Below are 20,631 nucleotides of genomic sequence, written 5' to 3' on the forward strand. Positions count from 1 at the left end.
GTTTTGGCGTTGAGTGCGCGGCTATTCGCTAGAAAGGGCCTTGATGGGTTCTCTTCCCTACCGCCGCTTGACCGAGCTTCAGCGCTTCCGCATGTGGCTTGAATTCGATATCCCTTGGCCGAAAGTCGGAGCGTTGGCACTTCTCGCTGTGCTGGCGCTTGCCATCTTCTCGACCTTTACCCACACCCGCCGGCCAGGCTTCGAGCAGGCCGAATGCCACCGAGGCGCGAACGTCAGCGACGACTGCGATTATTGAGCGTCGACCGCCCGCTTCAGTGACGGCTTGATGCCATAGTCGTCGAGCCCGAAACCGCCTTCCATAATCCACCGCCAATAGGGCAGCGTCGCGAACGGGATCATTTTTGAGATCCTGTCGATATCCTGCTTTTTCAGGTCCGGCACGGTCGACGGATCATTGTCAGTCATCGCCATCAGCGCCCGCGACGGGATGCCGAGCATTTGAGCGACATCGGTGCCGAGCTGAAATGACGGGCCGAGCAGCGCGCCGAAGGCGTCACGGTTTGCATACCGCGAGGCCGGTGCCCGCTTGTCGGCGTTCGGGTCGATCTTCTTGCCGATGCGCGAGGCCACTTCGTAGAAGCCAGGCGCACCCAGCTTTTCCCATGTGTTGTTGATCTCAAAGGCCAGCGGAAACACGCCGGCCCGGTCGAGCCCTTCCGCGACCAGCGTGCCCATGTTGTTCGTCAACTCCCGGTTCGATTCCTTGGTCTTGAACCAATAGGCCGCCATGCCGAGGACCATCATCGCCAGCGTGCCTTGAATGAACGAGCGCGGCCCTTCCTGCAGCCCGCGCATCAGAACGCGCTGGTTCGACGCGATGGCGAAGGATCGAAACTGGATCAGCGCGCGGCCGGTCGGCGTATGGGCGAACAGCGGCACGTCGGCGACGCTCTTCGTCACGATCACGGTGTCGACGTCTTTGTTGATCGCACCGGAGAAGGCGCGGCGCGCTTCGATATCGGTCCAGTGTTCGAGGCCCGGGATGTGCACGTTGCCTTCGACTTGGCCGAACTCTTCGAATTGCCTGGCGATGCGGCCGGCCATGCCCTGTTCGATGCCGATGAAACCCATGTACCGACGTTCGGCCGCGTCGAGCGCGCTATAGTCCATCTGGGCATTCTTCAGCACCCGGTTCTGTGTCAGCACCGAGGCGATCGACTTATGAAAATCGTTCCACCAGGGCAGGAACGTCAGCTTCGAAAAGGTGTTCGACATATTGTCGATGAACCGTTCGAAAGGCGAGTTGTGCGAGTAAGGATCGGCAAGCTCAGCCATCGACGCAATCCGCGATTGCAGCGTGCGTTCGGTCACGGCGCCGGCCAGTTCGCCATCACCCACCGCCAACTTGACCGCCTTCAGGTTGTTAAAGAGCGGAACGATCCCCTCGCTGACATAGCGGCCGAAGCCGTTCACCATTGCCGGCCGCGCCGCGTCAGTCGCCGAAGCAGCCAGGACGCCGCCGAGCGAACGAACATAGTTGAACGCCTGCACGACGCGGAGCACCCGAGCGTAATTCGTGTGCGAGTTGGCGACTTGGTATTGCCCGCGCAACAGATCGCGGGTGCCGGCCACGTCTTCGATATCGCTCTTTTCCCGAGCAGTCAGCACCTTGAGTGCTTTCGCCTTTTCCTTCTGATCGAGCGCCGAGGCCATGACGCCTTCGCGGAGCCGCAGGTAATCGGTGCGCGCCCGATCGATTTGGCTCTTCAGCGTCGGATCACCGGCGCCGCCTAGACGCCTGTCCATCCGCGCCAGTTCGATATCGGTCGCCATGACGCGGGCATATCGCCGGCCGATCAGTTCGATGTCGTGTTCCAGAAAATCTTCGATCAGGTGATCCGGAATGTTGAAGGTGCGTTCCTTCATCGGCCCCCGGTCGCTCATCACCATGTCGTAAGAGGTCATGCCCTGTTTCGCGCGGCCGGTCAGTGTCGTGTGGATATCGTTGACGATGCCGCTGACATAGTCGGCGCGGTCGGCCGGTGAAACGAAATCGGGGATTTCCTGCTTCACCTTGGGCACCATCGGTTCGAGCTTGTTGGCCCTGATCTTCAGCCCTTCGATGTTGGATGCGAGGCGATCCAGATCGATCGACTTGGCCGCCAGTTCGGATAGCATCGCGTCATTCGCACGACCTTCCGCTTCCATGCGGCGCAGCGCGTCGACACGCTTGCGAAGCGACCGTTCGGAAAGCTTTGCCTTGAAGAGGTCGCGCTTTGTCGTGGCATAGTCGACGACCAGCTTCACGCGCGGCGACGTGTTGGCGAGGTCGGACATCTTGCCGATCTCTGCTTCCAGCGCCTGCAGGTGTTGGCTGGCCGTTTCCATTTCGGTCTTGCTGATCGCGTGCTCGTTGACGACGGCGTCTGTCGCATGATCGAATTCTTCCAGCTCCCGTTCGAACCGAGAGATGCGCGTGTCGAGTCCTTCCGTGTTGCGTTCCGCAGCGTGCACGCGGACGATATGGTCGCGGACTTGCTTCACCGTGGCGTTTGCGGGCAGGCCCACGCGGTCGAGCCATTCCGAGGCGATCTGATCGATATTCTCATGCGCCGCCGCTGCAGCCTCTTCGTCCGCCGTGCGCAGGGGATTGCCGCCCAGTTCGTTGCGGATCGATTCCATGACAGACACCGGGTCGACATAGCCGGCGCCGTCGCTTGGCAGATTGGCGAAAATCGCATCTTCCGAGTGGACGAAGTTGTCCACATCGCCGATCCCGCCTTTCTTGATGAACAGGCCCGGATGCGTCTGTGGCGTCACGTCCATCGCGCGCAGTTCGCGGTCGAGCTTCGAACCGACGCGGACACCGCCCTTTTTCTTGATCAGCGCCAGAACAGGCGAGCGATCGGCAAACGGCTGTTTCTTGCCGGCGGACTTCGCAGCGGCGCGAGCCTGCTTCACCGTGTCCACCATGACGGCGTTTTCGTCGGCACCGCGCAGCATGGTCACGAGAGGCGCAGGCGCCCGCACTTTGAGCACGTCAAGCCGATCCTGCCGCAGCCGGGTCAAGTCATCGGTGCGGCGCTGGCGCGAGCCAGTGCGTTCAGACAACCGGTCTTCGATCCCCTGCACTTTCCGAGACAGCCGATCGTGCGCTTCCATCGCCTTGTCACTGTCAACGATCTTGTTGCCCAGGCGGATTTCGTCGGTCTTGAATTCGAGCTGCGAAATCTGTTCGTCGATCCACGGGCGAACGATTTCCTTGAACCGGGCTTCTTCGGCCGTCAGGCGCGGCGAGTTCCACAAGCGCGACAGATATGATGTCGCCGTCTTCACATCCACGTCAGCCGGCAACCGGCCTTCCTTGATCGCGTATTCCTTCAGGGGATCGAACAGCGTCGAGCGCCAGAAGCTTGCCGCCTTCGACACGGCATCGTGCGCGCCTTCGTCGCCGCGCCGCATAGCCTTCGCCGTGGCGGTGCGGAATTCTTCGGCCGTCATGTCGAGGCCTTGCTTGCGCGCATCCTGCCAAATCTGGCGCGTCGTCTTCAGCGCCTTGGCGACCGCGCCGCGATCCCATTCTTTGACCGCAGTTTCAACCGCGATGTTGCCTTCGCCGCGAGCGTTCTTTTCGATGTAATAGCCAGTCTCTGCCGTGTTCGCCATGATCTCGCGGATGACAGGCGAAGGACTATGCGAGCCCCGCAGCATCGGGTTCAATTGCGCTTGCGCGGCGCCCACCCACTTCGCACCCTTGCCGATCGCATAGTCGTCGAGCACCGGGCCAGGCACCGCTTGAGCGCCGGCAGCTTGCGGCGAACCATTGGCTTGCGCCACGCCGTTGGCGACGCCTTCGCGGAATTCGTCATAGGCGTTCGGGTTGCCGGGATCAGCCATGATCCGTTCGACCGTCGACAGCGCGGCGCGGCGTTCGGCGTGCGACATGAGAGCCCCGACACCAGAGCCGAGCACGCCACCGAAGACAGCACCGGCGCCGATGCTCATGGCGCTTTCCGACAGCGGCCGGGTTTGCTGGCTTGCCTGCAATGCCAGTTCCGAGACGCCGGCACCCACAGCGCCCGCGACAGCCGTGCGTGCGCCGGTCATCATCGCAGCCCGACCAATTCGGACACCGGTGACCAATTCGCCCCCAGGCACCAGAGACGGCAGATCGATCAGCCCGGCGCCGAAACTGGCAGCGGTTGCCGTCCAGCCGCCAGCATCGAGGTTCCGACGGTCTTCGTCTTCCATATCGATTTGCGACTTCAGGGCATTGAAGGCGATTCGGTTGTGGATCTTGGCGAACCGATCCCAGGACTGTTCGTAGCGCGACCCTTGCAGCTCTTTCCACATGACATCGCCGGTGAAGCCGTCTTCCCGCGACGCCGTGTCGATGCCGGCCATCTTGTTCGACGCCATCGAGGCGACCGTGTTGTTCTGCCGGAAGGCCGAGCCGATGATCGTCATCGTATCCGGATCGATTTCCTTTCCAGGATCAGGCGTGTAATCGACCGCACCGAATTGGGAGAGCGGCGCCGGATCATCGGGATAATTGACGATGCCCATCAGTTATTTCCCGTTGGTTTCCGTCGGAACGCCGCACCGGCATCAGGGCTACCGCCGCCGCGCGGTTGCTGCGGTCGGGGCTGTTGCGGAGGCGCTGGCGGCTCTTCCAGCTTTTTCTGCTCAGAACGGTACATATCGGCCTGCATGCGCCCGGCGCCGATCGTCGCTTCCGAGTTGAGAGCCCGGATGAAGTCTTGCGTGTTCGGGTCTTCGTTGATCACCTTGGCCTTGGCGACCGCAGCGCGCTCGATGTCGTTGGCCTGATCGTCGATCGCCAGATCGTGCTTGAACTTCGTCGCGGTTTCATCCGACACTTTCTGCATCGTGGCAGCATCGACCGCCCACGGGCCGGACAGCACTTCGTCGAACTTGGTTTGGCCGTGCTCAGTGTACTGGTAAAACAACCGGTAGCGCGGAGGCCGCTTCAATTCGATGTCGGCGCGAGTTTGCGCCGACGGCAGCACGGTCACGTTTTCGACCTTGTGCCCGAGAGGTTCGGCATAGGCCGAGGCAGTCGCCAGCGCATCGGCGCGGAGATAGTCGAAGTTTCCACCGATCGGCGGATACTGCTTTTCAGGCGGCAGGCGCATCAGGTTCGGAGCGCCCGAGATGTTGGTGATGTTCCACCGGGTCTTCAATTCAGCCAGGGCTCGAGACTTGGCCAGGCCGACGTCACCGTTCGTTTCATAGAACGCATCGGTCGCGATCTCCCGATATTCGGCGAGCAGCGCTGACGACTGTTCTGGCATGATGCCGGCGCCCGGTTCGGAACCGAAGATGCCAGGGTCATAAGCGTCGGTCACATCGCCGATGGTCAGCGTCTTTTGGAACTTCTCGGCGTCGGGTTTCAGCACTTCACGATTGACCTTGACGGCTGGATCAGCCCGACGGATCAGCTCTTGCGCAGCGTCTTTCCCCGACATGCCCAGCTCATTCACGAGATGCCGGTAGTCGGTCAGCTTCGTCTGCACGTCATTGCCCGGAATGGTCGTGAAGGCAGTCGGCGCGATCCTTTCCACAGCATCGGCGCGCGACAGCGAGGCCGCCAGTTCGCCGGCATCTTTCGACGCGGCACCTTGGCGAAGGTTCGCTTGCAGCGTGTCCGGAATGTAGCCGGTCGATTCCACGAAGCCGGTTGAAGCCTGATCGCGCTTGTCCGGCGGAACAGCCGAGATGAATTGATTGTAGGCCTTGTCGGCAATCTTCGACACATCCGGGTTGAACGGGTTGATGTCGACTTTCTGCCCGGCGCCGATCGCACTCATCAGCGCATCGACACCCATGTTTTCTTTGTTCTTCGACTGCAGCGAGGAATACAGTTCCGCCTTGTCGCCGTCATCCAGCCGAGTATCGGCCAGGATCATGCCGGGCTCTTTGATCGTGCCATCGGCAACGCCCAGCTTGAAGCGGTCTTTGTATGCGGTGTAATCCGCCTTCGCCGTGGCGATGTCGGACGCCTGTTGCTGGCGATACTGCGCATCGGCCTGATTGAGCAGCGTCAGCCGATCGTCAGGCGACAGGCCAGCGAAGCGCGGATCGGGCGCGGAATGCACATAGGCGGCCGGCGGCTCCCCGTCCGCAGGCGCGTCAGCCAGTGCGGAGCGAGCCCAGCCCGGCAGACTGTCCGAATGGTGCGACGCGCCCCAGGCGCGCACCGGGCCAGTGTCGATATGGATGGAGTTTCCATAGACGCCGATGCCGCCCCAGCCTTCAGCCCGAGCGGTTTGGATCAGGCGAACCCGGTCTTCGCGCGGCATGGCAGACACGTCGATGTCGAAGGCGTTGCCTTCCAGATGCTGCGAAGCTTTGGCACCGCCAGCCCGTTCGTTGCGAGCCGGATCACGATAGCCCGAGACGATCGGCAGTGACGTGCCGAAGACGTTCTGCAGGCTGCGGAATTTGCTGATCACTTCCGGCTTGACGCCCTTCATGTCAGGGACCGAGGACACGCGGCCGGCGGTGTTGCCGAAGACGATCGGCAGATCGACACCAGGCGAGCGCGGCCGAGGCGCAGAGGCAGCGGTCGCGCCGTCAGCAGGACCGGCGCGACCGGCGACCGCATCGGCCAGCATCGCGTCAGGATAGGCTTGGGAGGCCGGCCCGTGCTCTTGCGTCACCAGACCGCGCAGGAACTTCGCCGCGCTGGCGGGGTTCTGCAGGTTCAGATCGTCATTCGGGCCGATGCCCATGGTCGCCGCGATGTTCGCCGCCGCTTGCGTATTGCCAGGTGTCCAGCCGCCATCACCGGCAATGAGCTGGTTTGCCGTGGTCTTGCCGCCCTGATACTTGCGCACCGCGAGCTGATAGGCCGCCCGCATTCCATCCTGCGGTGTGGCGAACACCATTTGAGGGTCGCCCTGATCGGTGTTCTTGGAAGGCCCGACGACACCACCGAAGCGACTATTCGAGACAAACTTCATGTTGCCCGGATTGTTGTTCCGCATTCCGGCCGGCAGGTTCGGATTGCCGCCACCGCCGACTTGCACCGGGCCAGCGAAGCCCAACGCAGCGCGCGCCATGCCGGCGGCTTTCGGGTCTTTTTCGAGCCAAGCCTGAAACAGCGCCTTCGTGGCGTTGGCGTTCCAGTTATATTTCGCCTTCTCTTTGTCGAGAGCCGGCGCCGTCGTGGATTCGATGCGCGCCAAGCCTTGCTGTTTGAAGGCGAGGAACGTCTTCATGTCGTTCGGGTCGCCCTGCAGGATGCCGTTCAGGATGTTGTCTTGCGACTTGGCGAGTTCGACCTGTTCATACGATTGCCGGGTCGTATACTGGACCGTCGCGAACCGGTTCGAGCCAGCCAGGCGCGTCGGCTCTTTCGTCTTGTAGAAGTTCGCACGCTGGCTTTCCGGAACCTTTTGCGCCTGCTCTTCGAAAATCTTGTCGAACGTGCCGGGCTTGATGACGCGGCCGGACCGGGGATCGACGGCGCCATACATGTTATCGTGCAGGCCCGAGCCATCGGCCGGCAGGTTCGGATCACGCGCCGCCGCATCTTCGGCCGCCGCGATCCTTTGCTTCAGCTCGTCATCGACCACGCCAGTGTCGAACTTGTCCTGTTGATCCTTGACCGCCTTCCAGTGTTCAGCGACCGCCTGCAGCTGATCGCCGCCGCTTTCGATGGCTGCACCGATGGGCGAGCCCTGCGGATATGAAACAACGTTGCCCGTGTCGAGCGAGCGCTGTGCAACTTGAAGGGGAATGACGGCCATTAGAACGGTGACCCTCCAGGCGCATCCGGGAACGCGTTCATTCCGAGCCCCACGGATTTTGCAGGATTGTAAAGACCGGCGAGGCCACCAACGAGGTTGCTACCGGCTTTGAAGATGCCGGCCGCCATCGACTGCTTCCCACTGAAACGCGAGATCGAAGCCTGCGTGTTCAGGTTGTTCTGGCGCAGCGCCGAGCCGTATTGAATGGACTTCAGGTCAAGCTGGTTTTGACGGGCATTGGCCGCGAGCACTTCCGAAGGCGAGCCGGTGACAGCGACACCAGAGGCGCCGACTTGCGCGCGTGCGCTGGCTTCCATCAGATCTTGTTTGTGCTTTTCCTGCGTCTGTTCGAACGCAGCGGCTTGAGCGTCGGCCGCCGCTTGCTGCTCATAGGCTTTGGCCTGCATGTCGGCCATCTGCTTTTCTTGCTGGCCTTGCATCAGCGCGCCGCCGACGGAAAGGCCAATGCCGATTAGGGCGAGTGTGCACATTCCGGAGCCCCTACGGTTCACTGTCAAAAATTGGCGTGATTGCCCTGATCGTGCACGGCGTCGGGTTGACGTGGCGGATTTTCACCCGGCCTTGCCCCTCCCAGCTGTCATCGATATTCACCTTGACGTTGCCGGTGAACAGATTGGCCTTTCCGTCAGGCACCGCGACCGACGGCAGCTTGACCGTCTCCCAGCGTCCGCGAATGTAGGACGAGATCGTCAAGCCAGTCGTGTCGGTTTCCAGCAGCGACAGCATCAGCGCCGCGACTTTCTTGCGCCGGCCGACGATCGAGCCGTCCTTCCCACCGACATCGAGTTCCAGACTATCGGCCGCCGCCACGTAGGGCAGGCCTACAGCCCATTTAGCCGCGGTTGCCCCGCCAGGCAGGGTTACAGCCCCGGCGCTCACGGTGAGGCCCTTGTAGACCTTACCATCGGCGAGAGCATCGACCACTTGGCCGTTGAGATGCGTCAGCCCTGAAACCGTGCCGACCGCCGCCCCCGAATAGGCAAGGCCACAGTCGACTTCGAAAGCGTCAGCGACCAGCCCATATTCGAACGGCGCCGTCTTGATTTCGATATAGCGCTTCGTGACGCCGCCGATCGTGCGCTTGACGATGAGCCAGATATCATCGTCGCCATTCTGGCCAGGCGTGACGACTGCGCTTTCAACAATGCCCCAGGTCGAACCGCCGAACGATCCGCTAAATTGGTGGATATGCATCCCGCGAACGTCTTGCGAAGGCTGATGCGTATAGCCGCCGAGCTGCCCGTCATCGGTCGGGAACCACAGGACCGGATCGGGATCAGTCTGAAACGCCAGCTCGACCACCCCCTTCTTCGGAATGTGTTCGGAGACTTGGCCGATGTCGTCGGACGAAAACTTGCCGGTTGCCGTTTGCGTGAGTTCGGCGATCGATTTGCGCGAGCGCGTCACGTAGAGGAACGATTGACCAGCGTCGACCGGTCGAACGCGGGCGCAGCCAAAGGTTCGCGAACGCCTGTTCTTGAAGGATGACGGCGTCAGCGCTTCGTCGAGGCCAGAGCCGGACAGCGAGCGGATGCCGCCCGAGGTTCCGATCAGCAGCGCGCCGTCCGAATCGGCGATCCAGACGATATCGTTCGCTTGTCCGCCGCCGGCTTGGAGGAATTCCAGCGCATCGGTGTCTTTCTCGCCGAGCGCGAAGTTGTCAAAATCACCGGTCGCCGAGGCATAGACCGAGAACCGGCGACTGAAGGCCAGGCGCTCTTCGTAGAGAGAACCGCTCTCCACATACTTGCCGGGAACGAAGGTGCCGAGCCGCCAGCGCGTGATCGGCGTCAGGTTCGGCAGTGCATGACCGTACAGTATGACCTTGACCACGGTCGTGCTGGTGCGGCTGGTGATCTTCACCCAGCGCCAAACGCCATCAGAACCGAGAATCCTGATCGCCCTGCCGACATCCGTCGTCTGGAAACCGGTTCCCCCGTTGATGCCGACGATCGACGAGGCGGTGAGATCGAACGGCGTCTGATCAGATGCCGCGATATGCATGGCCAGTTCAGCGCTCACGCTGTTCACCGCATCACTGCCGCCGCCGCCGGTGAACGACAACTGGTGATATTCAAAAGCGGCCTTGTTGACGAACTCGTAGAACCGGGTTTCCGAATTGCTCCACCCAAATTCAGCCGCCCGAGTGTCGAGCGTGACCCAGTCGGTTCCGTTGTTCGAGCCCTGAAATTCCCAGGACGTGAAGAAATCTTGGTTGCTGGAAATGTCCTTTGCCGTGGTGAGCCAATAGGCGTCGACCACCCTTTGTGCGCTGGCAGCGTTGCGAAAACGGATATAGCCATCACCGCCGCCCGATAGGACGATGGTCTGCGTTTTGTCACGGTCGAACATGTTGAAGGCGCTTGCGGTGCCGCTGGCAGTCGAAGCCGTGCCGCTTGGCGCCGTGTTCGTCGTCATGATTGGCGTAAGATGTCCCGTATTGGCCAGGGTCAACGAGGTCGCCGTGTCGTTGATTGGATCGTAGGGACCGTCGAGAAATTCGAAATCAGTCAGAGCCCATGACGTGTGCGCTGTCCGCGTCAGCACCTTGAGCGGATAGTTCCTATGGCTGATCCACATCTGATCAGCCGATTGCACATAGTCGAGTTCGAACAGATCGGCTTCGAGATACGGCGTCGAGACTTCGACCGATCCCACCCGTGCACCGTACGCATAGACCCGGATATACTGATCGCCGAATTCCAGCATGTAAGCCTGATCGGACGAGAAAATGAACGGGATGCCGCGCGTCGCCTTGGCCGATGTCTTCACTTCGTTGACGAAGTAGGAGCCGCCGCGCTTGCGGATGCCACCATGCGGCAGCGTGACCAGATTGGTGCACTGCGAAAGCGCGGCGCGATAGAGATCGAGAGACGCGCGCGCGTGCAGCCGAGGCGAGATTTCGCCCCTAACGAACGTGTCTTGGATCGGGTAGAGCGTCGCCATCAGCGGAACGACCTTGCGTCGCCACGCTGCGCGGCCCAGGACGTCGTGACGAGCCTTCCGGAGCGTTGGATAGCCTGCGCAGAGAAAGCCGCGTCCAGAGCCCTGTCGTAGACGCTGCGAGCCACGTCGATCATCCCGCTCTTGTGCGTCAGCGGATGAGCGATCTTGACCGCCAGAGCCCCGACCAGCACTTCGGTGAAGAGCGCGTCCCAATCGTTCGGGTCTGTCAGGTTCGCGATATAGCGGATGATGCGCGGGCTCGACTGATCGGTGTAGATCAAGCCAGCCTCTTGCCGGTAATTGATCCGGAGCCCGTCAGGTTCGCCGTTATAGGTCAGCGGCAGCGGCCGAAGACAATCCGCCGGCAGCTCATAAACCCAGTTCAGCGTGCAGTCGCCCGAGGCGGTATCGGTGCCAACGACCGACGCCGACAGGATGGCGAAGCACCAGGCATACTTCGACAGCTCCGATTCCCGCGTCAGATCGAAATGCAGGTTGAGCAGGCGCGCCGCCTTCACGTCTTCGTCGAGACTGTCGATCGGCGATTCGTCGAAGACGGCAATCACCATGTTGGCGACGTCAACCGGTGTGATCCCTGCCATTGGTTCAGGCCTTCAACGGAGCAGGACGCAGCGACGGCCCGCGATACTTGTCGCGAACGCGCTGGCCAAAAGCCGGCGGCGTGTTTCCGGCCGGCTGCATGTAGAGCAGCGCCGAAGAGCCCGAGAGGTAACGGCGCTTCGGCGGCGGATCGAATTGCTTGCGCTTCCGGCGCACCGGCTTGCCCACAGGTTCGGCAGTCTCGCCGGCCAGATCAGCCGGGCCGGGCAGGCTTTCGTCATTCGTCATTGTGTCAATCTCCACAACAAAAGGGCGAGCAGCCGAAGCCGCCCGCCCGTTTCCAGTTTCAGCCAGATCAGGCTTCCGTGGTCTTCAGCGCGATGAAGGTCATGTTCTTGACGCTGGACGCCGTGCGGTTCCAGTTCGCGGCCAATGCATACTCAGCATCGGTTGCGAACTCGCCGGCCGTCGAGGCGTCGAGGAAGCGCGTGCCGGGAACGTGCGGGACGAAGTGACGACGCCCAACCATTTCCGTCACGCCGCCGCCATGGCCTTGGCGCGGCTTGCGGTCGAATTCGAGGGGACCGCCCTCGGTGTTGACCGGAAGCTCGTTCCACATGATCGCCTTATCCTTGAACATGAACGCCGTGTAGACGTTCGATGCGACAGGGATATCGTCGTCGACCACTGCACGCAGGCCCATGTAGTAGGGGATCATCGGCCCACCCTGCTCAGACGACGGAACCATGTCGATCAGGTCGGCGAGCTTCAGCGCCTTCATCTGCTTCGAGTGCATCCAGATCGTCTTGAACTTGTCAGCGCGGTCGCCGTGAAGATAGGCGGCTTCGATGATGTCGGTGTCGACGATGCTGGCCCCGGTCACACGGACAAGATCACCGGAATTGCTGATGACGTTGTCGGCGATGACGCCCTTCAGAATGCCGAGGATCGCGAGCTTGTTGGCACGCTGCCAATAATCGGTCTGACGGCGGACGATCAGCTTCTGCGGATCATCGCCGGCAAGGATCGAGGTCAGGTCGGGAATGCCCCAGGCCTGCGCACGAACCGCACGCGCGGCAACTTCGCGGCGCGAACCGATCTTCTTCATTTCGATGGAATCGGTCGGGTCGTCGTTGACCGGTTCCGAGGGATCATTTCCCAGATCCTTCCAGCCAGGCATATCGACGGAACGCCCGCCCATGCTCAGCTTCGCAGTGATCGCCGGATCGTTGAACAGGATGCCGGCCTGGTAGATTTCCAGGCTCTGCACGTGCTCTTCGAACGAGTATTGCGCATAGACGGACGGGACGATCGAATCCGAAATGCGAGTGTAGGCGTCAGCCATTTTATTATTCCTTCAGGCAGGCGAAGCGCCGAGGCCCAGCTTACTGGGGATTGCTCGGGAACCAGGATTCGGGATTTTCGCCCGCCTCCTTGCACAGCCGCTTCGCGCGTTCGGGGTCGCTTTTCACAAGCGCGGAAATCGCCGTCAGATTGCGTTCACCCTTTGCGTCTCGCTTGAAGGGATTGTCCCCACCGCGAGCAGGATCACCGTCAATCGTATCCTCTTTGAACATGCCTTCGCCGACGGCCTGCAGAGCACGCGCAACCTTTGGTTTGGTGAGCGAGCCGTCAGGCAGAAGGATACCCGCCTCTTTGAAGGCGTCGACCAGATCGAGCTTTTTGACCGCCCGGTTCGCCAGTTCCAGCTTCTGTTTGAAGCCGTCGCTGTCTTTCGGTCCCCAATCCTTCACGAGATCGTCGTGGGTTGTCTCGACCGATTGAGCGACGCGGACTTGTTCCGCCTTCGCCGCATCGGCCATGTAGCCCAGAAACTTATCGTGGTAGGCCTGCGCAACTTTCGGCGTTGCTCCCGCTTCCGCAGCCCATGCTTTGGAGGCAGTCGCGAGTTCGTCGGAATATGGCAGGTTTTCGGGGAGCCCTTCCGGGCGCTTGTATTCGATCTTGTCAGGCGATGTTATCGGCCGCATGTCTTCAGGCAGGCGGGCATTGAACTTTTCCCACTCTTCCTTCGGAGCATCGGCCGCCGGAACGCGAAGGCTTTCGCCCTGCTGTTTCTCGAGTTCCGCATAAGAGGTCAGCACCACATCGGCACTGTCCGACTTGTTCCAGCCCTTGGTTTCAGCGATTTTACGGTTGCCTTCGGAAAGACCGTCAAACCAACTTTTTACGCCTTCGGTGGCGGACCCGTTGTCCACCGCAGCCGCTGGCTTCTCCAGGTTGCCCGCCGGCTGCACTACTGCAGCCACGGACCCGGCTTCTGCCTGATCACTCATGTGAGAAATTCCTTGGCGGTGGTTCCAATGGAAAGGGCGCCGCCACCGCAGCGAGCGCCCCTTTCCGTCACGCCGTTATGGCGAGATCAGACATTGTCTCCCCAGTTCTCCCAGAACAGGGTGATGGCGCCGGTCACGGCCACGGTGCCGTCGCCATCGATGTCGGTGCCGGTCGCAAACGACAGGTTCAGGTAGAGATCGATCGCGGTCGTGGTGCCGTCGAGCGTGGCAGGCGCGACCACATCGGCAAGGGATGCCGTCGACAGCGCCGTGGTGGCGCCGTCCAGCGTGCGCGTGGTGACGGCGATGACATTCTGCATGGTGGTCGCCAGAGTGGCGGCCGAGGCGGCGGCAGAGCCAAGGCCCCAGGTCAGCGAGGCGCTGTCGTTGATAGTCGACGGGCGTGCAGTCAGGACCGCGAACTGCATCTTGGCGACGCCGCCATTGATCCGAACCTTGCCGTCGGCAAAGTCGAAGATCTTCAGCGAGGCGTACGCCAGCGCATCAGTCACTGTCATCTGCATCGCATTGAAGGTGAAGACCGTGCGCCAGCGACCGCCGCGCCCGGTGGTGACGGCGGTAAGCCCCGCCTTGGGCGGGTTGACGCCTGCTTCACGAGCAGCGGCGCGTGCAAGGGATCGTGCGAAACCACGAGGCATGATGATATTCCTTCATTCTAGGGAGGGATTTTCGGCGAGCCGCGCCGATCGGCAGTCACTGGACCGGAACGTAACGCTCAGCGAAAACGACCGGATGCAGATAGTCAGTCCCGTTCTTGCTCTTCACGACCCAGAAGCCGACGTCGGGGATATGCTTGACCCACTGCGGCTTCGGTTCGGTGGAACCGGATTGCCATGCGTCAACCACTTGCCGACGCTTTTCGAACTTCACGACCGTGCTCGTTCGAGACGTGCCGCCCTTTCCAGAGCGATCAGTTGATCGTCATCGAGCGTTAGAAACTTCATGACGTGCTGCAGGACTTCGGCCCGAGCGTTCGACAAAGCACTGTGCAGCTCGAAGCCCTGCGGCGTCTTCGTCTTCGCCATCCATTCGGCATAGGACGGCCGGCGGTAATAGCCGGTCATGTCAGCCAGATCAGTCAGCACCATCTCGCCGTCGGCGCCGGAGAAGACCCGGAGATAAGCCTTCGTCAGCGCATCGTCGGCATTGGCCGGACCGCCGACTTGACCGGCCCGAGCAAACTTCCTTGCGGTCATTGGCCGCCACCGGCTTGGCCAGGGATCAGACCGGACAGGCTGTCCATCAGGCCGCTGTCACGAGCCTGCACGGCGGCAGGAACGGCGTCCTTTGCCATCTTGCTGGCGGCTGCGGCTGCGGCCATCCCCTGTTGTGCCTGCGTCGCCTTTGCCCGCGCATCGCGCTTGGCCGTGACTTCGTCAGCGCTGCGGAATATCCTTTGCGGGCTGCGGCCGGCGGACTGGACGACCTTGATCGCTTCGTCGCCGTCAATGTTGTCCATGATCTCAGGATCGAATTGCGCCATCTGCATCGCCGTGGTGACGACTTGCACCGTGTCGCGGGCTTCAGCCGAGCGACGCAGCACATCGAGAGGCCCGGTGAAGGTGGGACGCACCGTCTTGCCGGCGAGCGATGCCGGCGGACGAAAGCGGCTGTCTTCGTCGTAAAGCCCTTTCTCTTCCAAGATACCCAGCTCCCGATCGAGGTTCGTGGCGAAACCGGCTTGAATGATCGAGCCCGAGGGACCGAGCAGCGCGCCTTTCTCTTCCTGCCGGATCAGGGCTTCGGTTGCCGACATCTGCGGGTTTTGCACCAGCGTCTGAAACAGGTTCACGAACATCATGTCGCGGATCTCTTCGGCCCGCGTGGCGGCATAGTTGAACGCATAGGTCGGGTTTGCCCCGGTGTTGATTGGCGCGATCAGCGCTTCGCCCCGGTCGCTGATCAGGCCAGGATAATTCTCACCAGGGTTCAGGACCGGCACATCATCGAGCCGGGCACGCGACGCCGTTGCCGGGTCGGTCACTTGCTGCAGCGCACGCAAGCCAGAGCGGCGAACCGCGTTCTCTTCGCGGACAGTCGTCAGCGCTTCGATCGTCGGAGAGATGCCGTAAGGATCACCCTCATACCGGCGCCAGTTGAAAGAGGCGATCGGAAACGTCTTGAAGCCGCTTTCCTTAACGATTTCACACTCTTGCTCAATCACATGGTAGGAGGCGAAATCAGCGTCGAGGTACCGGTAAACGCCGCCGATGTTGTACATCTTCCTTTCATCGCGCGGCTTGATGCACTGCACCAGGCTGATCTTGGTTTCGATCTTCACCGGATCGTCGACCAGCGCCTTGATCACCGCCGGCAGCTTGTCATAGCCGAAGATCTGCGCAGCCTGTCGCGCAGTGCGCTCATACCGGCGATGGAACGTGTCGACGATGCCCCACCGGTTGCGCGAGATGAAGCCTTCGACGACAGGGATCGAGGCATAGCGGATCATCGTCCCACCGAAGCCCTCTTCAGCGTAGAGATAGGCCGGACCGTAGCGCACCACGTTGCGCAGGCAGGCTTGCGTCGCTGGCACGAAGTTCGAGTTCGCCGAGTAGCGGAGCGAGAACAGGAAATCGCGGAGCCCTTCAGCCCATTCCTTTTCCTCTTCCGTCTCTTCATCGTTCATCGCCGCAGTGGACAGGCCATGCCACTTTTCCGACTGCGGGATGATCAGGCTTTCCAGACCAGCGGCCAGGCGGTTGCCGGCCGAGTTGATCGTGTTGGCGTAGACGCGGCTTCCCTTGCTTTCGCTGCGCTCAGGCTGCGAAGTCAGGCTGCGGCTGGACCGGCTCGACCAGATGTCGGGCGCGTCCGGATCACAGAATTCCGCGACCGCCTCCCAGGCGGGTTCGTAGTGGCTTCGCTCAGTCTCCATTTCGGACTGACGCGACAGCACATCGGCAGCGCGGGAATCGCCGGTGTATGCCATCAGGTGAAATTGCCCACTGCAAGAACCGTCGAGCCGGCGCCGGTAATGACTGACCAGCCGGCAGTGCGCGATTTCACGCCCAGCCAGACCAGATAGGTGCCGACGCCCTGTCCCGGCGAGTTCGGAAACACGGTGATCGCAGTATCGGAACCGTCCTTGATCTGCACTTGCGCGGTGGCAGCGGTGGCAACGACTACGGTCAGGGATTCGATATAGTCGCCGATCTTGGTCCCAGCGCCGAGAGCCGTGGTCGCACCGGCAGCTAGTGCCTTATATTCGCCCGTGCTGTCACGCTTGATCGCGCCGCCGCGATTTGCTGTTGAATTGCGTCCGGCCATGGTCATACCCCCAGAAGAACGCGGCGCTGACCAACCAGCGCGCTAGGTGCGAGATCGGTTTTCACCGTGTTGGCGGTGCCATTATCGGCGGCGAGCGACTTCTGCAGCGCATCGGCCCGAGCCTGCACGTCTTTGTCGCGCACTGTCGGCGTGACCGGCAGCGGCTTCAGCTCAGGCGGTTTCTGGAATAGGCACATTGGACGTGTCTCCGTCAGAGAAGGTTGAAGGCGCCGAATGCCCACGCAGCCAGAGCGACGAGCAGGAAACCGGCATTGAGGATGATCGACCAGCGTGCAGACGTGGCATTGACCGAGGCGGACAGCGCAGCGAGTTGCCCGAGATAGGCCGCGCCGCTGGCACCAACCGCGCAGATGATCACGACACGGTCGCCTGTTGCGATCCCGGCAGCGCCGAGCAGTACCAGGGCGACAGCGCCGAGGATGTAGACGCCGAGTTCAGTCATGAAACCATGTCTCCCTTGTCCAATCGAACAGGATGAAATCTTCGCCGTTGTTGCCGAAGCCCGGCAGGCGGCAGCGTTCCGTTGCACCGAGGCGATGCAGCCAGCGCAGTGCCAGTTCATTCGAGGCCAGCGCCCGCGCTTCCACCCGCCAAGCGCCTTCAGCGGCCACATGAGGCCCGAGCGTCGAGTAAAAGAACTTCGTGATCCGAGGAACGCAGCGCTTCATGCGCTTGCCGCCCCACGACCACGCCAGCCACAGGCCCTTGCGAAGCGGTGCAGCACCGAAGGCAGCTTCCGGGTTGCCATCGAGCTCGACCACGTAGGCAGGCCCCTGCATGGCTGTCAGCGCCAGCATTGCCGGCGACCATTCGTCAAACTGGCAATCGATTTCCGCCTTGTCTTCAGGCCGCAGGTTCGCAGCAATGAACGACAGGTCGCGGAGATTGCCGCCGATGATCCGGGCCGACATCGATCAGCGGCCGATCCGGTCGACCGGCGAGCAGTCGCCACCATCCAGCATTGCCGCCAGTTCGCCATCCTTCACGACGGTTGCCGTGGCGACGTTGCCGACAGTTCGAACAATCTGCAGCAGGCCACCGGCAACCAGGCTCTTCAGCTTCGGACAGACGGCCAGAGCCAGCCGAGCGCAGCGCCCATGCATGATTGCGTTGTCCATAGCCCGCACCGTGCCTGTGCTCATGTCGGCCGGCAGGGCTTCACCACGCACGAAGGCGAACGCCTCTTGCCCTTCGTCATACCCCACGCCGCAGACCGCACAGACGGCGCCGGAAGCACAGGCCGCAGCCCTTGCCGCGTTCATGGTCGACAGATCGTCAGCCGGCGACACCCACGGAATCGGCAGACCGCCGACGACAGGACGAGGCCAGCCCGAGGCAGTCAGCTTGCCTTCGCTCATTAGAGATCGAGCACGTGCATCTTGAGGTGTTCAGCGATCCACAGACACGCCTCGCGCGACAAGACCGACGACCGCACCACCAGTTGCCCGCTGCCTGTGTGAAAACCGACGATGACGACGCTTTCCCAGTCTTCGCGGGCGCTAAAGGCCAACGCCTGTTCTGGCGTCATCTTCGTATGCGGCCCCAGCTCGACCACCTTTGCAGCCGCGTTGCCCATCAGCGGAAATCCCCGAGCGGATCGGAATAGGGAGCCCGGCGAGTGTGAGGTTCGATCGGCTCGATTTCGTCGACACCGTCGAACTTGCGCTTCTGCGGATCACCGATCACCAGGCCGGACCGGACTTCGATCTTGATATATTCGCCGGTTGTCTTGTCCAGGCGCTGCACAAAGTGACTGTTGCTCATCGGAACCCCGCCAGCGGATCAGTTTGTCCCCTTGGCCGCTTTGCCGCCCGGAACTCGGCAGGATCGACCAGAGCTTCACGCAGCATCATGACGCCATACCGCGACGCCGATATCAGATCGTCTCGCAGCTTGACGACTTGGCCGTCCTTCCGATGGTACAGCCGGAACTCTTCGAACCACGGGCCGAGCGTGTTGAAGACCTTGAAGCGGCCGGACTGCATGCGATCGAGCATGTCCATCAGGCCAGCTTCGACCGAGACAGAGCCGTCCGGAAACTGCGCATGAGAGCCGAGCATGTTTAGCCCGTGCTCCCGATACTGGTTTGCCAGCGCGATGCCGGCGCCTTCGAGCGTTTCGCGTCGACCATCCCGAGGCCAGGCCCACGGCAACCATGAGCCCCACGGCTTCAGCGTGACACTCTGCATCGCTGGCGTTTGTTGCGATCCCCGCGTCGCCTTCGAAATGTAGACGATGTCGGCTTCGGTATCCCATGCCAGTTCGACCGCCGCAGATGGATGGTCCCAACCAAAGTCGAGAGCGCCGAGGCGCGGCCAGTAGCGTGGCAGTCGGAACGGTTCACAGGCGATCAGCTCTTCGGCTACGGGAAAGATGCGCCCAGAGCCCAGGACAGGCACACCACGCGCCCGAGCTTCCCGTTCATGGGCGGGATAGGCTGCGATGATGTCGGCCCGTTCCTTCGCGGAATAGTGCTCCGCGTCGTCGATGGTCATAAATGTGACGTGCTTACTCATCGGCAGGCCGGATCAACCAGGAACCTATCGAACAGGCACGGTTGCGGCGATGCGCAGCCGGTGAGCAGCAGGACAGCCAGGACGAACCACTTCATGCCGCTTTCGCATTCATCATCATTTCAACCTCTTCGGAGGTCAGGAATTGCAAGACAACTTCGGACATGCCGAGCAGCGGCGTGAAGGTAACGATCGTGATCCCGCCCGTGGTGTTCGTCCGCGTCAGCCCTTCCGAGTAGATGTCAAGCGTCGGCTCTTCGTCGAACCAGACGCCATGAAGCGTTTCGCCTTGCCACTTCTCCCGCCCCTTTTCGTAGGACTTGAAGGCCAGGACCGATTCGCCGGCTTGCAGATCACCGCCGCCGCCATGGCGAACCACGATGTTGTCGAGTTGCCCCGGAATGCCGCGTGCCAGAGCCGTGGCGATGATGGCGTCGCCCGGAATGAGGCCGGTTCCCCAGGCTGCAGGCTGTTGAGGCGGACCGACCAGGACACGCTGCGGATTGTCGCGCGTGCTTTCGCCAGTCACACCGGCCGCCCACATCCGGACAGGAGTGTCGAAAACCTTGCCAGCCCACCAGTCGGGATATCGCCCGGTTAGATGCATTGCCCATTCGGCGCCGCCGGCTTTGGTCTTGCCGAGCTGATTTCCCGCCATGAACAGGCGTTCGCGATTGGTCGCGCCGGCCGCGTGGAAGATTGCCTGCTTCTCATACGGCCGATAGTCGGCCAGTTGGTTACGGCCCTTCCTCCTCGCCTGTTCCTCCAGAAGTTGCGCCAGCTCCAGCTTTTGCGAGTAAGTCAGCGATGCGAGCATTAAGCGCCTCTTCCGACATCGTGTTCAGCGTGCCGGCGACATTGAGATCCAGCTTTTCGCCGTATTTCTTCGGATCGAGCTTGGCCACCGCCCACTTCCGAGTGTCGACGCGCAGCTTCGAGCGCTGGACATGATCGGTATCGAACACGTCTTCGGTCGACCCGTCGGTTTTGGTCCGCTTGCGGTAATCGTTCGTGCCGTCGTCGGCGATGTCGATCGTTTCGTCGAAGTACTCATCCGCCTGTATCGTGCGCGCGCAGGCGTACTGGTCACGAAATGCGGCGTGGATGGCGAGCCACCGACAGACCGTTGCCTTTGCGGGCATGTCGTCGGAGAGGCAGATTTTGCGGAGGCTTTCCCGATTGGTGAGCCGTTCGCAAATCTTGTCTGCCATCTCCTGCGAATAGTCTGTCGGTCGCCCTGCCATTGGA

The 20,631-nt window shown here is 61.7% G+C and carries 23 protein-coding genes; 1 reads left to right on the forward strand and 22 read right to left on the reverse strand.

Going from position 1 to position 20,631, the window contains the following annotated elements:
* The first annotated feature begins 40 nt into the window (after window positions 1–40).
* Window positions 41–256, forward strand: a complete 216-nt coding sequence (locus AC56QP_RS01950) for a hypothetical protein (RefSeq protein ID WP_497100822.1) — start codon at window positions 41–43, stop codon at window positions 254–256.
* On the opposite strand, the gene AC56QP_RS01955 is transcribed toward AC56QP_RS01950, so the two are convergent.
* From AC56QP_RS01955 to AC56QP_RS02060, 22 genes are all read right to left on the reverse strand, one after another.
* Window positions 250–4,527, reverse strand: a complete 4,278-nt coding sequence (locus AC56QP_RS01955) for a hypothetical protein (protein ID WP_497100821.1) — start codon at window positions 4,525–4,527, stop codon at window positions 250–252. The two genes, AC56QP_RS01950 and AC56QP_RS01955, sit on opposite strands and share 7 nt — an antisense overlap.
* Window positions 4,527–7,736, reverse strand: a complete 3,210-nt coding sequence (locus tag AC56QP_RS01960; protein WP_497100820.1) for a D-Ala-D-Ala carboxypeptidase family metallohydrolase — start codon at window positions 7,734–7,736, stop codon at window positions 4,527–4,529. Before AC56QP_RS01960 ends, AC56QP_RS01955 begins: the two co-directional genes overlap by 1 nt.
* The gene (locus tag AC56QP_RS01965) at window positions 7,736–8,227 is read right to left on the reverse strand and encodes a hypothetical protein (protein WP_497100819.1); all 492 of its coding nucleotides are present in this window, start codon (window positions 8,225–8,227) and stop codon (window positions 7,736–7,738) included. Before AC56QP_RS01965 ends, AC56QP_RS01960 begins: the two co-directional genes overlap by 1 nt.
* A gap of 10 nt (window positions 8,228–8,237) precedes the next feature.
* Window positions 8,238–10,703: a phage tail protein gene (locus tag AC56QP_RS01970; RefSeq protein ID WP_497100818.1), complete on the reverse strand. Its 2,466-nt coding sequence runs from the start codon at window positions 10,701–10,703 to the stop codon at window positions 8,238–8,240.
* Window positions 10,703–11,305, reverse strand: coding sequence for a phage connector family protein (locus AC56QP_RS01975; RefSeq protein ID WP_497100817.1), 603 nt, complete (start codon window positions 11,303–11,305; stop codon window positions 10,703–10,705). The genes AC56QP_RS01970 and AC56QP_RS01975 overlap by 1 nt, the downstream gene beginning before the upstream one ends.
* A 4-nt stretch (window positions 11,306–11,309) precedes the next feature.
* Window positions 11,310–11,552: a hypothetical protein gene (locus tag AC56QP_RS01980; RefSeq protein WP_497100816.1), complete on the reverse strand. Its 243-nt coding sequence runs from the start codon at window positions 11,550–11,552 to the stop codon at window positions 11,310–11,312.
* A 67-nt stretch (window positions 11,553–11,619) separates the two neighbouring features.
* Window positions 11,620–12,609, reverse strand: a complete 990-nt coding sequence (locus tag AC56QP_RS01985) for a Coat protein (RefSeq protein ID WP_497100815.1) — start codon at window positions 12,607–12,609, stop codon at window positions 11,620–11,622.
* Between the two features lie 40 nt (window positions 12,610–12,649).
* On the reverse strand, window positions 12,650–13,561 hold the full coding sequence (locus tag AC56QP_RS01990; RefSeq protein WP_497100814.1) for a hypothetical protein: 912 nt from the start codon (window positions 13,559–13,561) through the stop codon (window positions 12,650–12,652).
* A gap of 86 nt (window positions 13,562–13,647) precedes the next feature.
* Window positions 13,648–14,220, reverse strand: coding sequence for a hypothetical protein (locus AC56QP_RS01995; RefSeq protein ID WP_497100813.1), 573 nt, complete (start codon window positions 14,218–14,220; stop codon window positions 13,648–13,650).
* 55 nt (window positions 14,221–14,275) lie between these two features.
* Window positions 14,276–14,452 carry a hypothetical protein gene (locus AC56QP_RS02000; protein ID WP_497100812.1) on the reverse strand — a complete coding sequence of 59 codons (177 nt, stop codon included), beginning with the start codon at window positions 14,450–14,452 and terminating at the stop codon, window positions 14,276–14,278.
* On the reverse strand, window positions 14,449–14,778 hold the full coding sequence (locus tag AC56QP_RS02005; RefSeq protein ID WP_497100811.1) for a Bbp19 family protein: 330 nt from the start codon (window positions 14,776–14,778) through the stop codon (window positions 14,449–14,451). The genes AC56QP_RS02000 and AC56QP_RS02005 overlap by 4 nt, the downstream gene beginning before the upstream one ends.
* The gene (locus tag AC56QP_RS02010) at window positions 14,775–16,511 is read right to left on the reverse strand and encodes a portal protein (protein ID WP_497100810.1); all 1,737 of its coding nucleotides are present in this window, start codon (window positions 16,509–16,511) and stop codon (window positions 14,775–14,777) included. The genes AC56QP_RS02005 and AC56QP_RS02010 overlap by 4 nt, the downstream gene beginning before the upstream one ends.
* Window positions 16,511–16,849, reverse strand: a complete 339-nt coding sequence (locus AC56QP_RS02015) for a hypothetical protein (RefSeq protein ID WP_497100809.1) — start codon at window positions 16,847–16,849, stop codon at window positions 16,511–16,513. Before AC56QP_RS02015 ends, AC56QP_RS02010 begins: the two co-directional genes overlap by 1 nt.
* Window positions 16,850–16,851: 2 nt before the next feature.
* The gene (locus AC56QP_RS02020; RefSeq protein ID WP_497100808.1) at window positions 16,852–17,046 is read right to left on the reverse strand and encodes a hypothetical protein; all 195 of its coding nucleotides are present in this window, start codon (window positions 17,044–17,046) and stop codon (window positions 16,852–16,854) included.
* A 14-nt stretch (window positions 17,047–17,060) separates the two neighbouring features.
* Entirely contained in the window at window positions 17,061–17,312 is a 252-nt protein-coding gene (locus AC56QP_RS02025) for a hypothetical protein (protein WP_497100807.1), read from the reverse strand.
* A complete protein-coding gene (locus tag AC56QP_RS02030) occupies window positions 17,305–17,781 on the reverse strand; it encodes a hypothetical protein (protein ID WP_497100806.1) in 477 nt (158 codons plus the stop codon). The genes AC56QP_RS02025 and AC56QP_RS02030 overlap by 8 nt, the downstream gene beginning before the upstream one ends.
* 3 nt (window positions 17,782–17,784) lie before the next feature.
* Window positions 17,785–18,228, reverse strand: a complete 444-nt coding sequence (locus AC56QP_RS02035; RefSeq protein WP_497100805.1) for a hypothetical protein — start codon at window positions 18,226–18,228, stop codon at window positions 17,785–17,787.
* Window positions 18,228–18,446 carry a hypothetical protein gene (locus AC56QP_RS02040; RefSeq protein WP_497100804.1) on the reverse strand — a complete coding sequence of 73 codons (219 nt, stop codon included), beginning with the start codon at window positions 18,444–18,446 and terminating at the stop codon, window positions 18,228–18,230. Before AC56QP_RS02040 ends, AC56QP_RS02035 begins: the two co-directional genes overlap by 1 nt.
* Complete coding sequence (locus AC56QP_RS02045) at window positions 18,446–18,634, reverse strand: hypothetical protein (protein WP_497100803.1); 189 nt, start codon at window positions 18,632–18,634, stop codon at window positions 18,446–18,448. Before AC56QP_RS02045 ends, AC56QP_RS02040 begins: the two co-directional genes overlap by 1 nt.
* Window positions 18,631–19,365, reverse strand: a complete 735-nt coding sequence (locus AC56QP_RS02050) for a phage terminase large subunit family protein (RefSeq protein WP_497100802.1) — start codon at window positions 19,363–19,365, stop codon at window positions 18,631–18,633. The genes AC56QP_RS02045 and AC56QP_RS02050 overlap by 4 nt, the downstream gene beginning before the upstream one ends.
* A 112-nt stretch (window positions 19,366–19,477) precedes the next feature.
* Window positions 19,478–20,200: a terminase large subunit domain-containing protein gene (locus AC56QP_RS02055; RefSeq protein WP_497100801.1), complete on the reverse strand. Its 723-nt coding sequence runs from the start codon at window positions 20,198–20,200 to the stop codon at window positions 19,478–19,480.
* Window positions 20,121–20,594: a terminase small subunit-like protein gene (locus tag AC56QP_RS02060; RefSeq protein ID WP_497100800.1), complete on the reverse strand. Its 474-nt coding sequence runs from the start codon at window positions 20,592–20,594 to the stop codon at window positions 20,121–20,123. Before AC56QP_RS02060 ends, AC56QP_RS02055 begins: the two co-directional genes overlap by 80 nt.
* Window positions 20,595–20,631: the final 37 nt, after the last annotated feature.

This window comes from Mesorhizobium sp. RCAM 05104 (assembly GCF_059683645.1).